We start from the raw sequence: 13,261 nt of genomic DNA on the forward strand, positions 1-13,261 counted from the left end.
AGGTTGCATGGCGAACCTTGAACCCCCGTGGTGAAGATGAAGCTTCCCGATCTGATCCTCCGGCTGGAGAAGGACGGGTGGACGCGTGTGCGGCTGCGCGGTCCGCACCGGCAGTACGTTCACCCGGCCAAGCCCGGCGTGCTCACCATCCGCCGGCACCTGACGGACGAGCTGGCTCCCGGCGCCCTGCGGAGTGTGCTGGAGCAGGCGGGGGTGGCGCCATGAGACGCTACCTGGTGGTGCTGGAGCCCACGGCGACGGGTTACTCGGCGTACACGCCCGACCTGCGCGGCTGCGTGACCACCGGGGCCACGCGCCACGAGGCGGAGACCAACATCCGCGAAGCCGTAGAGTTCCACCTGCTGGGCCTGCTGGACCAGGGCCAGCGGGTGCCCGAGCCGCGCACCGAGTACGCGCACGTGCACATCGGCTCCTGATCCGGGTGCTAAGGAATGCGAAAAAAGTATCGACACGATCCGGAGGATCGGTGTCATTCTGAGGAAGGCGCGCGCGTGGTCCTGTCCGTATACACAAAAGCGTGCCGCGCTTTCCGCGGGGGCGCAGTGGGCGCCTTCCTCAGAATGACAGCGAGCGACTATACCCACCGTTACGCGAGTGGGAATCAGGCGCGTTCCTTCAGGACGCGGCTGCGGGAGGACGGTAGGTGAAGCGTGCCTTGAGCTTGAGGAAGTGCTTTTCGTACGCGTTCCAGCAGGCGAGCGCGGCCAGGATGGACGCGGCGGTCATCAGCGCAGTATAGCCCAGCAGCCCGGGGAACTCCCACCGCGTGCCGGCGAAACGGTCGGGAGAGGCGCCGGCCAGCCGCCCCAGCCCGATAAGCGGGACGTGCAGCACGTACAGCCCGTAGCTGTAGCGGCCGAAGAAGCGGAGGACCGAGCCGGACAGCAGCCGCGGCAGAGGCGCGGAGCGGCCGTCCAGCGCCAGCACCAGCACGGCGCCGAAGAAGAACGCCAGAGCCGAGTATCCCACGGCGACCATGTACGCGCCGCCGGGATCGAAGCCCGACGGATGCAGCGCCGCGCCCGCCAGCGCCGCGGCGGAGGCGGCCAGCGCCGCGGGGGCGATCCGCCGCAGCCGTGCGCGCCCACCGGCGCCGCGCAGCATCAGCGCGATGGCGCCGCCCAGCGCCAGGCCGTCCAGGCGCGCCGGCGTCTGAAAGTAGACGGCGTGCAGATCCGCCCCCGCGAGCACGGCCGTGACGCGGTACGCCAGCGCGCCCACCAGGCAGGCGGCGCACACCCGCAGCGCGTTCGTGCGGGAGAGGGTGAAGATCACCAGCGGCCAGACAAGGTAGAACTGCTCCTCGATGGCCAGGCTCCACAGGTGCCCCGCAAAGTCCAGCGCTGCGTTGGGGAGCGGGCGAAAGTTCTGCAGGTAGAGCCAGTACGGAAGCTGGTCCGCGAAGGTGGTGGTGTACGCCCGCGCGCCCACCAGCGGCGGGACGGCGAAGAGCAGCACCACGAAGCCGTAGTACAGCGGCAGGATGCGCAGCGCGCGGCGCATGTAGAAGGTGCGGTAGCGGTGCGGCGTGTTCCGCGCGTCCGCCAGGATGCCGGTGATCAGGAACCCGGAGAGCACAAAGAAGAGATCGACGCCCGTCCAGCCCAGGCTGAACGCCTGCTTGACGAGTCGGGCGGGGGCGCCGGCCGGTGCGCCCATCGCGGAGGTGAAGTGCAGCAGCAGCACGCCCAGGACCGCGCACCCGCGCAGGCCGTCCAGCGCGGGGATGTGTGCGGGCTCGTCCGTGGGCGCGGTGCCGCCGTGGGGCTCGGTGGGCGGGAGGGGCAGGGTCACGGTGGGTGCCGGCAACCCGGAGGCCGGAGGTTTCAACGAGCGCGGGGATCGAAGGAGGGGGGTACGCCGATCAGAGAGGATCTGCGCGGTAAACTATTGGACGTGCTGAGGATGGACAACCGCTGTCAGGATCCGGCGGGATCGAGAACGCGGCGGATGAAGTGCGACATCGCCGCCAGCGTCGCATCGCGCTGTTCGGCATGCGGGGCGTGGCCGCAGCGGGGCAGGAGCAGCGTGTCCACGGGGCCGCTCGACTGCCGCTGGATGGATTCCACGTGCTTCCAGCTTCCGTACTCGTCGTTCTCGCCCTGGATGACGAGAGCGGGGACGGTGATGCCGGGAAGCACGTCCTCGATGTTCCAGACGCGGAAGTCCGGATCCAGCCAGACGCAGTTCCATCCCCAGAACGCCACGTCGGTGTTGTCGCCGTGGTGGCGGGCCAGGCGCTCGCGCAGGTTGGTGGTGCGGTAGACGTCCGCGATTTTCGCGATGCTCTCCAGCCCGCACGGCTCGGCAAAGGTGTGCGGCGCCTCCAGCACCAGCGCGCGCAGGCCGGGGATCGGCGGCGCGCTGCCCGCGGCGATCAGCGCGATGGAGGCGCCGTCGCTGTGGCCCAGCAGGATGGATTCGCGGATGCCGCTCTGCGCCAGGACGGCGCGCAGCACCTCGGCCTCGTCGTGCATGAAGCGGACGGGGCGGGGGAGCGCGATGGAATCGGAGCGGCCGTAGCCGGCGCGCGAGTAGACCAGCGCTCCGCAGCCGGCCGCCTCCGCCAGCGCGTCCGGAAAATCGCGCCACAGGCTTACGCTGCCGAGGCCCTCGTGAAGAAAGACGATCGTTGGCGCCTCGTCCGGCGCGGGGCCGATCCAGCGGCACTCCAGGCGCGTGCCGCCCACGTGCAGCGAGTCCATCACGCCGCGCGTCAGGCCAGGCCGCCGTTGCCGCGCGGGCGGCGCTGGCGCAGCTGGATGTCTCCGGCCAGCGGGGCAACGTCGTGGTCTGAGAGGGCAAGGGCGGCGCGGGCGCGCTCCACCACGGCGGTGCCGTCGGGAATCCGCAGGCCAAAGGCGAGCTCCGCCTTGCGGCACAGCCGCTCCTCCCACGCGATCAGGTCGCGCGGGATGGTGCGGCCGTTGCGCAGCCGCGCGTGCACCGCCTCGTGCACGATGGACGACGCGACCTGCTCCGCCGCGAACGTCGCGACGAAGTACGTGTCCAGGCTGCAGTTGCGCATCAGGTCGAACATCGCGCGAACTCCGTCCTGGCGGTGCATGAAGATGCGGGCAAAGTCGCGGCGCATTGCCTTCAGCCGCCAGGGCGCGTGGTCGGCCACCAGCTGCAGCGACGCGGCGATCTTGGCGAACAGTTCGTCGCTGGTGGCGAACTGGCGGTCGTTGATCAGCCACACGTCGATGCCGTGGATGCGGCGCCGCTCCGACTGGGCGCGCAGGATCGCCTCCTGCGCCCACGCCTGCGGGTCGGCCAGGAACTTACGGATCATCCGCGCTCCTCCATCGTCCCCTCCAGCCGCGCCACCAGGTCCAGCGCGTTCTGCGTGGCGGCGCCGGCGGCGGTGTTGTCGAAGATGCACCACACCTCGCGCTCCGCGTCCAGGTCGGCGCGGATGCGGGCGGCGAGCGCATCCAGATACGCCGCATCATACGCCGAGTAGTAGGTGCGAGGCGAGCCGTGCAGCCGGTAGTACGCCAGGCCGCGCCATCCGCCGGGCTCCGCCGCCTCCGGGACGCGCGCCGGATCCGCCGCCACGCGCGCAACCTTCCATCGCGCGAGCAGATCGTCCGCATCCCCCCCAAACCAGGTGGGATGCCGCGGCTCGCATACCACCGCGACGTCCGTCCGGCCCCGGAGCGAGGCAAAGAAGGCGTCCGCCGCCGCCGCGTCGAACTGCAGGCTGGGGGGAAGCTGCACGAGCAGGCACGCCAGCGCGTCGCCCAGGCCGCCGGCTTCGGACAGGAAGGTGGCGAGCGTGTCGTCCGCGTCCACTAGGCGCAGCTCGTGGGTGATGGTTTTCGGAAGCTTGGCGCAGAAGCGGAAGCCGGGCGGCACGCTCGCCGCCCAGCGCGCCCAGGTGCTGGCGCGGTGCGGGCGGTGAAAGGACGAGTTGATTTCAACGGCGGGAAAGCGGGCCGCGTAGCGCGCCAGGTGCGTGCCCTCCGCGGGAAACGCGGGCTGCACGTCGCGCGGCAGCGTCCACCCGGCGCACCCCACCAGGCAGCGGCTCACGCCCTCCATGGAAGGAGAGGGTTGCCTTTCGTGTGGCTCGCCGCCCATCTTCACGCGCTTGCTCCGTCCTTTCGACCGTTCCACGCCCCTCCACGATTTCCAGACGAGGCTCCGATGAAGCGCATCATGGTCGCCCTTCTCACGCTCTGTGCCGTTCCCGCGGCCGCCCAGGCACCCACCGCCGCCGGCTCGGTGAAGCCGCTGTTCGCGCAGGGCGCGGCGTGGGTGCTCGCCGCGGCCGAGCAGATGCCCGAGGCGGACTACGGGTTCAAGCCCACCCCTGAGATCCGCAGCTTCGGGCAGGTGGTGGGCCATGTGGTCAACGCGCAGTACATGTTCTGCTCCGCGATCAAGGGCGAGGCCAGCCCCAGCCAGCAGAACTGGGAGCAGGTGACGGAAAAGGCGGCGCTCGTCGAGGCGTTGCGCGCCTCCACCGCGTACTGCGACGCCGCATACGACCTGAGCGATGAGGCCGCGATGCAGTCCATGACCTTCTTCGGCCGCCCGATGACCAAGCTGGGCGTGCTGACGATGAACGCCGCCCACGACTTTGAGCACTACGGCAACATCGTCACCTACATGCGCCTCAAGGGCATGACCCCACCCTCCAGCCAGGGCAACTGACGGGCCGATCTTCCGGTTGAACAAAGCTGGATGCAGTACCCCGCGCTGGCTGGGGACCTCCGAATAAATGCGAACCGCCGTCCCGGGAAGGACGGCGGTTTGTGTCTTTGGTGCTTACCAGAGTCGCGGTACGGAATACCTGTCGAGCGTGGCGTCTGCGCTTATCAAGGTCGCGTTCTCGGAGACCGCCTGGCTGACGAGGATGCGGTCAAACGGATCACGGTGGTGAAACGGCAGGGCAAGCAGGCCATTCAGGTGCTCCGGACGGATTGGGAGCAGGTGTATGCCGTTCGCCCGCAGTTGAACAGGGATCAGCTCGTGGAAAGGACCGGTGAGGGTGAGCTTGCCAGGCTGGCTTTGATCGCAATCTCCCACGCGCCCGCAATACTGAAAAGGCGCGTATTCTCCAGATCCTCGATCGCCATCCGTGCGCTCGCGGTGAGCCGGGAGTCTCCCGCCAGAAACCAGAGCAGTGCGTGCGTGTCCAGAAGCAGGTTCACTGTTCGTATTCCCGAAAGTCTTCCAGCGGCGCATCAAAGTCATCCGCCATCGTGAACAGCCCGCGAGCGCTGCCGAAGCGCGGCCGGGGAGCAATCTCGAGGGGTACGAGCCGAAACGAGGAGCCATCTGCGCGGGCGATGACTACTTCCTCACCCCCTGCAGCCTCATCCATCAACTCCGGCAGGCGGTCCTGCGCCTCTTCAACTGAAACCGGGACCATATCTCCCTCCTTGCAAGCGCCCGTTCTTCAAAGATACGCCGATCCATTTCCGTTGCACAGCAAGTCGGGCGCCTTCGTGGCGATCGCAGCCCCCCATCGGCGCAACGGTACGATCATCTACGCTCCCGTGCCCTCGCCGGCGTGGCCGTTGATGAAGCGGTCGATCTCCTCCGCGCGGCGCTCGGCGTCGGACTCGCCCAGGGCCATCAGGCGCTTGGCGTAGTCGTCCTGGAACATGATCATGCTCAGCACGTCGGGCGAGCGCGTTTCGCGGGTGCCCAGGCCGCGCGTGAGCAGCCGGAAGCCGCGGGGCAGGCGCGGCTCGTACTCGGCGGCGATGCGGGCCAGGTCCTTGGACGGGCGCATCACCAGCACCTCCACGATGCGCATCCCCTCACGCCGCTCGGGCGGCACGCGCTCCAGCACCGCGTTCATCCGCTCCATTCGCGCGACGTCCTGGTCCACCAGCTCCAGGAAGATGGCGTCCAGCAGCAGGCCGATCACCTGCGCCGGTGGCGGGTAGCCGGCCACGTCGGGGCGCGATGCCTCGCCACGGGTGCGGTCGTGTCGCGTGCTGACCGTGAGGATTTTGCTGGCGCCCAGGTGCAGGGCGGGGGAGAGCGGCGCCGTGAGGCGGATGCCGCCGTCGCCGTACCAGTGCGGGCCAATCTGCACCGCGGGAAAGAAGAGCGGCAGCGCGGCCGAGGCCATGATGTGGTCCACCGTGATGCGGCACTGCCGGCTGATGCGCCCCGGCCGCTCCCACGTCTCGATCTCGCGCCCCTGCGTCCAGATGACGGACTGCCCCGTGGTGTAGTCCGTGGTGCTGATGGAGACCGCGCGCAGCCGGCCCTTCTGCAGGTTGTAGTCGATGCCGGTCAGCTCGCCGTGCACCGGCGCCAGCGACTCTTCCAGAAACTGCCGCAGCGGCGCCGTGTCCACCAGCGCCCGCGTCCGCGCGTCCGTCATTCCGCCGGACGTGAGGCGCAGCCCCCAGCGGCCGATGTTGCCCACCAGTGACGCCATGTCCACCCGGAAGATCTTTTCCGGGAGCAGTTCCGCCCACAGCCCCGCCAGCTCGTCCACGGCCTGCTTGAAGGTGCCGTGGTGCTGGGCCAGCAGGGCGATGTTGATGGCGCCCGCGGAGACGCCCGTCTGGATGGGGATCTGCAGGTTGGGATAGGTGCGGGCCAGGTAGCGCAGCAGCCCCACCTGGTACGCGCCCCGCGCGCCGCCGCCGGTGAGCACCAGCGCCAGCTCGCCGCGGTCGGTGACGGCCGCGGCGGCGGGGGCAAACTCTCGTCCCGCCTGCGACGGGCGCAGCGGCTGGGGATCGGCCGAATCCGGCATGGGCGCGTCCCTCAGCGGCGAAAGACGATCCGGCCGCCCACGACGGTCATCGCCGGCGCGGCCTGCAGGATCTCGGCCTCGGGGATGGTGAGCAGGTCGCGGTCCCACACCACCAGGTCGGCCAGCATTCCTGCCTGCAGCGTCCCCTTTTGCTCCTCCTGCCACTCGCCGTACGCGGGGGTGGCGGTGTACAGGCGGATGGCCTCCTGCCGCGTAAGCCGCTGCTCGGGAAGCCAGCCGCCCGGCGGCACCCCCGGCTCTTCGCGGCTCTGCCGGGTGACGGCGGAGTAGATGCCTTCCACCGGCGGCATGGGCTCCACGGGAAAGTCGGTGCCAAAGATGACGACGGCGCCCGCGTCCAGCAGCGACCGCCAGACGTACGCCCCCTCCGTTGCCCGCTCGCGGCCGATGCGCGTCTCCACCCAGCGCATGTCGCTGGTCGCGTGCGTGGGCTGCATGGAGGCGATCACGCCCAGCTGGCGAAAGCGGGGGATGTCGGCCTGGTCCAGCACCTGGGCGTGCTCGATGCGGTGGCGGCGCGGGCGGGCGCCGTTGGCCCGGGCGGCGCGCTCGAACGCGTCCAGCGCCTGCCGGTTGGCCGCGTCGCCGATGGCGTGAAGGATCACCTGCAGCCCCGCAGCGTCGGCCGCGGTCACCAGCGAGTCCAGCTGCGCCTGCGTGTACTGCGGCAGCCCGTGCGTGTGCTGGTCGCTGAACGGCTCCAGCATGGCCGCCGTGCGCGAGCCCAGGGTGCCGTCGGTGTACCCCTTGAGCATCCCCATCCGCAGCCACTCGTCGCCGAATCCGGCGGTGACGCCCAGCGCGTTGAGCCCTTCGATCGTCCGCATCTCCAGCGGGTGCCAGCCGTACACGCGCACGGTGAGCGAGTCGGCGTCGCGCAGCTCCTTGTAGATCTGCATGTCCATGCCGGACACGTCGCTCTGCACGCTGGTCACGCCGGTGCGGGCGGCCAGCTCCAGCGCGGCCAGCACGCCCCGGCGGGTCTGCGCGCGGGTGGGCGCCGGCACGTGGCGGCTCACCAGGCCCTCGGCTGTTTCCTTGAGGATGCCCGTCGCCTCGCCGCGTGCGTCGCGCACCACCTCACCCCCGGACGGGTTGGCCGTGTTGCGGTTGATGCCGGCGATGCGCATCGCCGCGCCGTTGGCCCACGAGGTGTGGCCGTCCACGCGCGACAGCAGGACGGGGTTGTTGGGCGCGGCGCGGTCCAGGATCTCCTTCGTCGGCCAGCCGCCGGCGCCCAGCTCGGACGCGGGAAGGCGGGTGTGGTCCCAGCCGCGGCCCAGAATCCACTCGCCCGGCTGCGCCTGCGCGGCCGCCGCGGCCACGCGCCGCTCGATCTCGGCCAGGGACGTGGTGCCCAGCAGCTCCACCTGCAGCAACCCCCGCCCGCCGGCGCCAAAGTGGATGTGCGCGTCGTTGAACCCCGGCGTCACCAGCCGCCCCCGCAGGTCGATCACCTCCGTCGCCGGTCCCAGGTGCCGCCGCACCTCCGCGTCCGTGCCCACCGCCAGCACGCGCCCGTCGCGCACGGCCAGCGCCTGCGCGACGGTGCTGGCGCCGTCGGCCAGGAACACGCGGCCGCCCACCAGCACCATGTCCGCCGCGTTGGCCTCGTCCGCCGGCTGCTCGTCGTTTCGGGGCCAGCCCTGGGGCACGGGAACGCCCGGCGGGTTGGGATGGTTGATCGGCGGCGCCTGAGTGGCGGGATAGCAGGCGGACAGCGCGCAGAGCGCGAGCAGGGCGGAGCGGGCTTTCATGCCGGGTGCCGGGCTGTTGATGACGTGGGTCGGGGATCGGCTCAATCATACGCGCCGTGACGCGTCGTGACAAACGGAGCGGAGGAGATGTTTACGCCTTGTTCGTCCGCGGCGATCGATTCGCAGGGGCGGACGGGGCGGGAATCGCGCCGTCCGCCTGGAAGGGCGAATGAATTCGCTGCAACAACAACACGAAATCCGCCTTCGCGGATTGGCTTGCTCCGTGGTGGCGTAAGGCTCGGTGCGCGCCCGGAGTTCGCGGTAACGTCGCCGGTGTAGGGAGCTATCTAACGCATGGGATCGCAAACGTGCTGTAACGTCACCAACGCCATCAATGTGGGATGCAATGATGGGCACGCGATGGCGGTAGAGGACAGCGGATTGCGCACAGAGTGGACGGGCGTTACTCTCTGGTTGTGGTGTGCATTCAAAGCATTCCGGAGGACACCTGAGATGCTCGTATACCTGATGCTCTGCGCCACGTTTTGGCTTGGTGGATTGCTCGGCTTCGCAGTGGGAAGGGTATCTGCTCGTGAGGTTGGACCCGTTCAGGCGACCGGATCCACAGTCCCGCCATTCGTGCCAGCCAAATACAACAAGGGTGGTCGAAACACCGGACCTCGCACGCCGCGGCCAGAACATCCGCCGCGGCCGATGGGCTTGCCGGGTTGGGTGACGTACATGCCGGAATCGGAACGCCGCACACCCTGGCTGCCGCAACCTAGAGGCCTTCCGAAGCCGTGAACTTGCTGTACGAGCAGGTGAAGCCCTGTTCGTGCCGCGCCCCGGCGCGAGACAGGGCTTACCGCTTTCCCAGCGGCGGGTTCACCCGCTCACGCTGACCGCGGACGCGAAAAAAGCCGCCCGTGCGCATCGTGGCGGCTTTTCATCGTTAACCTCAGTCGCTCAGGCCGGCGCCTTGTACTGCGGGTCGTTGTACATCTTGAACTGGCGGTAGACCTTGGGGACCACGCGGCCGCTGGCGATGTCGGCCAGCAGCGTGGTCAGCTCCTCGGCCAGGTCGTCGCGCTGGGTGCGGAGGACGGACAGGCGGTCCTGGCAGCGCTCGCGGAAGCCGGCGTCGGCGCGGTCGGCCTGCTCCTGCATGTGGTAGATCTTGAGCTCCACGATGCTCAGTTTGTCGGCCAGAGAGCCGACGGTTTCAGCCACCAGCCCCTCCGCCGCGCGCGTCGCGCGCCGTCTGCATCACCGCCTCGTCGATGCGCTCGATGAGGTCGTTGCGTCGCTGGTTCAGCTTGTCGACGGCGCGCTTGGCGGCGGCCACCTGGTGGTCGTCGTCGGAGCGCGCCTTGTCTTCCTCGTGCCACAGCTCGACGTTGGTCTGGGCCAGGCGCGCGATCAGGGTGCCGATGGTTTCGTTCATCCCGCTGCTCTCGTAAGGTCCGTGAAACGGGCGCGAATGTACGCGGCGCGCGGGCCCGCCGCCATCCCGCCGCGTTTGCCGCGCCTGCCCCGGCGCGGCTATCTTCGCGCCCGTTCCGCCCGCCTGCCGGGCACGCGCGCCACCGCCGCACCGCCACGCCGTTGCCGTCAGCGCCACCGCCGTTCGTTCCGCTGCCGCCGGCCGCCCGCATCCTGATCGTGATGATGAGCGCCGTGGGCGATGCCGTCCACGTGCTGCCGGTGGTCACCGCGCTCAAGCGGCACGACCCATCCATCCGCATCACGTGGGTGCTGCAGGGCGGGCCGGCGTCGCTGGTGCGCGGGCACCCGGACGTGGACGAGATCGTCCTCTTCGACCGCAAGGGCGGCTGGCGCGCGTTCGCCGAGTTGCGCAAGGCGCTCGGCGGCCGGCGCTTCGACCTCGTGCTGGACCTGCAGGTCTACTTCAAGGCCAGCATCGTCACGGCGCTGGCGGACGCGCCGGTCAAGCTGGGGTTCGACCGCGGCCGAGCGCGGGACTGGAACTGGGCGGTGACCAACCGCAAGATCCCGCGCCGCCAGCCGCAGCACGTGCAGGACCAGTACTTCGAGTTCCTGGACACCCTCGGCGTGCCGGACGAGCCGGTGGAGTGGAAGCTGGGCCCCTGGCCGCACGAACTGGACGCGCAGCGGGCGTTCTTCGCGAAGCTGGAGCGGCCGGCGGCGTGCCTGGTCATCGGCAGCACGCACCCGGAAAAGGAGTGGGTGCCGGAGCGCTGGGCGGCCGTATCCGACGCGCTGTGGGAGCGGTACGGACTGCAGCCGGTCATCGTCGGTGGAACGTCGGAGCGGGAGATGGCGACGGAGCGCGACATACTGCGGCTGGCGCGGCATCCCGTCGTCAGCACCCTGGGCGTGCCGTTTCGCGAGCTGGTCGGCATCCTCCAGGGCTCGGCGCTCACCCTTTCGCTGGACACGGGGCCGATGCACATCTCCGTGGCGCTGGGCACGCCGACGATCGCGCTGATGGGCTACATCAACCCCAAACGCACCGGCCCGTACCGCCGCTTTCGCGACCTGCTGGTGGATGCGTACGGATATCCGGGCGAGGACTATCCCATCACCATCCAGAAGCGGCTGGGGCGGACGCGTACGATCACGGTGGAGCAGGTGATGGGAAAGGTGGCGCTGTGGGACCGGACGTACCGCCGATGAACGTGCCGCTGGACCGGGTGGCGGTGGTGATGATCAGCACCGTGGGGAACGCGGTGCACACGCTGCCGGTGGTCAACTCCCTCAAGGCGCACCGGCCGGACTCGCGCATCACCTGGATCATGCAGCCGGGTTCCGCGGCGCTGGTGCGGGGGCATCCCGCGGTGGACGAGGTGGTGGTCTTCGACCGCACGCGTGGGGCGGCGGGGTTCGCGGCGCTACGGAAGGCGCTGGCCGGCCACCGCTTCGACGTCGCGCTGAACCTGCAGGCGTACTTCAAGTCCGGCGTGGCGACGGCCTTCACCGGTGCGCCCGTCCGCGTGGGGTATGACCGGGCGCGGGCGCGCGACCTGACCTGGCTGTTCAGCACCGGCCGCCTTCCGCCGCGCCCGCGGGGGCACGTGCAGGACGAATTTTTGGAGTTTCTGGAGTTCCTGGGCGTTCCCGTCCGGCTGGAGTGGGGGCTGGAGCCGACGGAGGAAGAGCGCGCCCGCTACGCCGCGCTGCTGCCGGACGCCGCCGGGCCGACCGTGGCGATGGTGGTGGGGACGACGAAGGAAGAAAAGGAGTGGCCGGCGGAGCGCTACGCGGCGCTGGCGGACCGCATCGGCGGCGAGCTGGGCGGGCGGACGATCCTGGTCGGCGGGCGATCGCAGCGGGAGGAGTCGGCGGCGGAGTACATCCGCGGCACCGCGTCGCACCCGCCGCTGGACCTGCGCGAGTGGGACCTGCGGCGGCTGGCGTACCTCCTCAGCCGCGCGGACGTGCTGGTGAGCCCCGACACCGGCCCCCTGCACGTGGGCGTCGCGCTCGGCACGCCCACGGTGGCGCTGATGGGGCACACGAACCCCAGGCGCTACGGCCCGTACCGGCGCTTCGGCGAACTGCTGGTGGATGCGTTCGGTGATCCGGGGGAGGACTATCCGATCGACGCGCCCAACCGCGCGGGGCGGATGGAGCGCATCACGGTGGAGCAGGTGATGGAGAAGGTGGATCTGGCGCTGCGGCGCTACCGTAGCGTGAGCCCGGAGGGCCACGTTTCGCCGTAGCCGTCGCGCAGCGCCGCCCAGCCGTCGGCGCCGATCTCCGCCTTGAGCTTGCGCCCGGAGCGGGCCAGGCGGCGCAGGTCGGTGGCGCGGCGGGCGCGCGGCACCGGGCCGGCGTGCACCCGCGCCTTGTCGAAGTCCAGCAGCCACACCTCCGGACCACCCTCCGTATCCGCCACCAGCAGGTTGCGCAGGTGCACGTCCGGATGTGCCACGCCGGACTGGTGCATGGCCGCCATCTGCCGCCCCGCCTCGCGCAGCACCTCCAGCCTTCCCTCCGCGGACCCGTCCGCCAGCCACGCCGCCGCGGCCCGCGCGCCGGGGATGAGGATGGTGGCCAGCATCGCCGTGTAGCCGACGGTGCGCGGCCGTTCGACCGCGGCCAGGATGCGCGCGGTGCGCACGCCGCCGGTGCGGGCGCGCTCCGTGGCGCGCAGCTCGTCGAAGGCGCGGTTGCCGCCAAAGTAGCGTGACGCGTTCACGCGCTGGATGAGCCCGCCGCGGTGGTACGCGCGAACCACGGCCTTTTCGCCCGTGGGGAGCACCACCACGGGGTGCGCCTCGCGCCCGCCGCCCAGCATCTCGACGGCGGGGAGGGTTTTGTACTCCACCAGCAGGCGCGCGGAATCTTCGTAGCCGCGGCGCACCATCATCCGCGCGCCCTCGTGCTCCAGCGGAACGAAGTCCGCCAGGGCGTGCTCGCCCGCATACGTTTTCCAATCCATGGGGGTTGAAGGTGCGGGATGCGGGGCGGGGTGTCAAATGCCCCGGAATCCGCTCCCGTCACTGGCACTCCGAGTCCGCCAGGAAAAGGATGCCTTATGCTTATACCGAATCCGGAAAAACAACATCGGAAGGTACAGAGGAACCGGGAACCGCCAGAGAAACAGAGGTGATCCGCATTCCTCCTCTGTTCCTCTGGCTGTTCTCTGTTCCTCTGTACCCTGACCTCTGTTTTCAGTAGCCCGACTTGAGGTGAGGTGTTTTGCTGGATTTGGTATTACACGGAGTCAACGGAGTTAACGAGTTGGTTCCAGGCGGATCATCCAGCTCCTCGCGGGTGAATGAACCGGGGTGGATGGATGAAA

16 protein-coding genes are annotated in these 13,261 nt (G+C 69.8%); 5 read left to right on the top strand and 11 right to left on the bottom strand.

Annotated elements, in window-relative coordinates:
* The first annotated feature begins 36 nt into the window (after positions 1-36).
* Both ACOJUJ_RS29910 and ACOJUJ_RS29915 read left to right on the top strand, forming a co-directional pair.
* Positions 37-225: a type II toxin-antitoxin system HicA family toxin gene (locus tag ACOJUJ_RS29910; RefSeq protein ID WP_420130592.1), complete on the top strand. Its 189-nt coding sequence runs from the start codon at positions 37-39 to the stop codon at positions 223-225.
* The gene (locus ACOJUJ_RS29915; protein ID WP_420130593.1) at positions 222-437 is read left to right on the top strand and encodes a type II toxin-antitoxin system HicB family antitoxin; all 216 of its coding nucleotides are present in this window, start codon (positions 222-224) and stop codon (positions 435-437) included. Before ACOJUJ_RS29910 ends, ACOJUJ_RS29915 begins: the two co-directional genes overlap by 4 nt.
* 199 nt (positions 438-636) lie before the next feature.
* Here the strand turns inward: ACOJUJ_RS29915 and ACOJUJ_RS29920 are convergent, their stop codons facing one another.
* The 4 genes from ACOJUJ_RS29920 to ACOJUJ_RS29935 form a co-directional block, all read right to left on the bottom strand.
* Entirely contained in the window at positions 637-1,815 is a 1,179-nt protein-coding gene (locus ACOJUJ_RS29920) for an acyltransferase family protein (protein ID WP_420130594.1), read from the bottom strand.
* A gap of 125 nt (positions 1,816-1,940) precedes the next feature.
* The gene (locus tag ACOJUJ_RS29925; RefSeq protein WP_420130595.1) at positions 1,941-2,726 is read right to left on the bottom strand and encodes an alpha/beta fold hydrolase; all 786 of its coding nucleotides are present in this window, start codon (positions 2,724-2,726) and stop codon (positions 1,941-1,943) included.
* Positions 2,727-2,737: 11 nt separating this feature from the next.
* A complete protein-coding gene (locus ACOJUJ_RS29930; RefSeq protein ID WP_420130596.1) occupies positions 2,738-3,316 on the bottom strand; it encodes a hypothetical protein in 579 nt (192 codons plus the stop codon).
* The gene (locus ACOJUJ_RS29935) at positions 3,313-4,068 is read right to left on the bottom strand and encodes a DUF72 domain-containing protein (protein ID WP_420130597.1); all 756 of its coding nucleotides are present in this window, start codon (positions 4,066-4,068) and stop codon (positions 3,313-3,315) included. The genes ACOJUJ_RS29930 and ACOJUJ_RS29935 overlap by 4 nt, the downstream gene beginning before the upstream one ends.
* A gap of 105 nt (positions 4,069-4,173) precedes the next feature.
* On the opposite strand from ACOJUJ_RS29935, the gene ACOJUJ_RS29940 reads away from it, so the two are divergent.
* Positions 4,174-4,683 (top strand): DinB family protein, encoded by a 510-nt coding sequence (locus tag ACOJUJ_RS29940; RefSeq protein WP_420130598.1) that lies wholly within the window; start codon positions 4,174-4,176, stop codon positions 4,681-4,683.
* A 311-nt stretch (positions 4,684-4,994) separates the two neighbouring features.
* Here the strand turns inward: ACOJUJ_RS29940 and ACOJUJ_RS29945 are convergent, their stop codons facing one another.
* The 6 genes from ACOJUJ_RS29945 to ACOJUJ_RS29970 form a co-directional block, all read right to left on the bottom strand.
* Positions 4,995-5,183 carry a type II toxin-antitoxin system VapC family toxin gene (locus ACOJUJ_RS29945; protein ID WP_420130599.1) on the bottom strand — a complete coding sequence of 63 codons (189 nt, stop codon included), beginning with the start codon at positions 5,181-5,183 and terminating at the stop codon, positions 4,995-4,997.
* Complete coding sequence (locus ACOJUJ_RS29950) at positions 5,180-5,404, bottom strand: type II toxin-antitoxin system Phd/YefM family antitoxin (RefSeq protein ID WP_420130600.1); 225 nt, start codon at positions 5,402-5,404, stop codon at positions 5,180-5,182. Before ACOJUJ_RS29950 ends, ACOJUJ_RS29945 begins: the two co-directional genes overlap by 4 nt.
* 117 nt (positions 5,405-5,521) lie before the next feature.
* The gene (locus ACOJUJ_RS29955; protein ID WP_420130601.1) at positions 5,522-6,754 is read right to left on the bottom strand and encodes a patatin-like phospholipase family protein; all 1,233 of its coding nucleotides are present in this window, start codon (positions 6,752-6,754) and stop codon (positions 5,522-5,524) included.
* Positions 6,755-6,765: 11 nt separating this feature from the next.
* Positions 6,766-8,532 carry an amidohydrolase gene (locus ACOJUJ_RS29960; protein WP_420130602.1) on the bottom strand — a complete coding sequence of 589 codons (1,767 nt, stop codon included), beginning with the start codon at positions 8,530-8,532 and terminating at the stop codon, positions 6,766-6,768.
* A 906-nt stretch (positions 8,533-9,438) separates the two neighbouring features.
* Positions 9,439-9,702 (bottom strand): DUF4254 domain-containing protein, encoded by a 264-nt coding sequence (locus tag ACOJUJ_RS29965; protein WP_420130603.1) that lies wholly within the window; start codon positions 9,700-9,702, stop codon positions 9,439-9,441.
* The gene (locus ACOJUJ_RS29970) at positions 9,695-9,916 is read right to left on the bottom strand and encodes a DUF4254 domain-containing protein (protein WP_420130604.1); all 222 of its coding nucleotides are present in this window, start codon (positions 9,914-9,916) and stop codon (positions 9,695-9,697) included. Before ACOJUJ_RS29970 ends, ACOJUJ_RS29965 begins: the two co-directional genes overlap by 8 nt.
* A 161-nt stretch (positions 9,917-10,077) precedes the next feature.
* Here ACOJUJ_RS29970 and ACOJUJ_RS29975 point away from each other — a divergent pair, with 161 nt between their 5' ends.
* Positions 10,078-11,130 carry a glycosyltransferase family 9 protein gene (locus ACOJUJ_RS29975; protein ID WP_420130605.1) on the top strand — a complete coding sequence of 351 codons (1,053 nt, stop codon included), beginning with the start codon at positions 10,078-10,080 and terminating at the stop codon, positions 11,128-11,130.
* The gene (locus ACOJUJ_RS29980) at positions 11,127-12,176 is read left to right on the top strand and encodes a glycosyltransferase family 9 protein (protein ID WP_420130606.1); all 1,050 of its coding nucleotides are present in this window, start codon (positions 11,127-11,129) and stop codon (positions 12,174-12,176) included. The genes ACOJUJ_RS29975 and ACOJUJ_RS29980 overlap by 4 nt, the downstream gene beginning before the upstream one ends.
* On the opposite strand, the gene ACOJUJ_RS29985 is transcribed toward ACOJUJ_RS29980, so the two are convergent.
* On the bottom strand, positions 12,137-12,898 hold the full coding sequence (locus ACOJUJ_RS29985; RefSeq protein WP_420130607.1) for a lipopolysaccharide kinase InaA family protein: 762 nt from the start codon (positions 12,896-12,898) through the stop codon (positions 12,137-12,139). The genes ACOJUJ_RS29980 and ACOJUJ_RS29985 overlap by 40 nt on opposite strands.
* Positions 12,899-13,261 lie beyond the last annotated feature (363 nt).

The organism is Longimicrobium sp. (assembly GCF_048594345.1).
In the GTDB taxonomy this organism is placed as follows: Bacteria; Gemmatimonadota; Gemmatimonadetes; order Longimicrobiales; family Longimicrobiaceae; genus Longimicrobium.

Coding starts and splice junctions, on each gene's coding strand:
- ACOJUJ_RS29925 (WP_420130595.1), bottom strand. CDS start 2,726: ATGGACTCGCTGCACGTGGGCGGCACGCGCCTGGAGTGCCGCTGGATC.
- ACOJUJ_RS29935 (WP_420130597.1), bottom strand. CDS start 4,068: ATGGAGGGCGTGAGCCGCTGCCTGGTGGGGTGCGCCGGGTGGACGCTG.
- ACOJUJ_RS29960 (WP_420130602.1), bottom strand. CDS start 8,532: ATGAAAGCCCGCTCCGCCCTGCTCGCGCTCTGCGCGCTGTCCGCCTGC.
- ACOJUJ_RS29915 (WP_420130593.1), top strand. CDS start 222: ATGAGACGCTACCTGGTGGTGCTGGAGCCCACGGCGACGGGTTACTCG.
- ACOJUJ_RS29940 (WP_420130598.1), top strand. CDS start 4,174: ATGAAGCGCATCATGGTCGCCCTTCTCACGCTCTGTGCCGTTCCCGCG.
- ACOJUJ_RS29980 (WP_420130606.1), top strand. CDS start 11,127: ATGAACGTGCCGCTGGACCGGGTGGCGGTGGTGATGATCAGCACCGTG.
- ACOJUJ_RS29910 (WP_420130592.1), top strand. CDS start 37: ATGAAGCTTCCCGATCTGATCCTCCGGCTGGAGAAGGACGGGTGGACG.
- ACOJUJ_RS29950 (WP_420130600.1), bottom strand. CDS start 5,404: ATGGTCCCGGTTTCAGTTGAAGAGGCGCAGGACCGCCTGCCGGAGTTG.
- ACOJUJ_RS29970 (WP_420130604.1), bottom strand. CDS start 9,916: ATGAACGAAACCATCGGCACCCTGATCGCGCGCCTGGCCCAGACCAAC.
- ACOJUJ_RS29930 (WP_420130596.1), bottom strand. CDS start 3,316: ATGATCCGTAAGTTCCTGGCCGACCCGCAGGCGTGGGCGCAGGAGGCG.
- ACOJUJ_RS29955 (WP_420130601.1), bottom strand. CDS start 6,754: ATGCCGGATTCGGCCGATCCCCAGCCGCTGCGCCCGTCGCAGGCGGGA.
- ACOJUJ_RS29985 (WP_420130607.1), bottom strand. CDS start 12,898: ATGGATTGGAAAACGTATGCGGGCGAGCACGCCCTGGCGGACTTCGTT.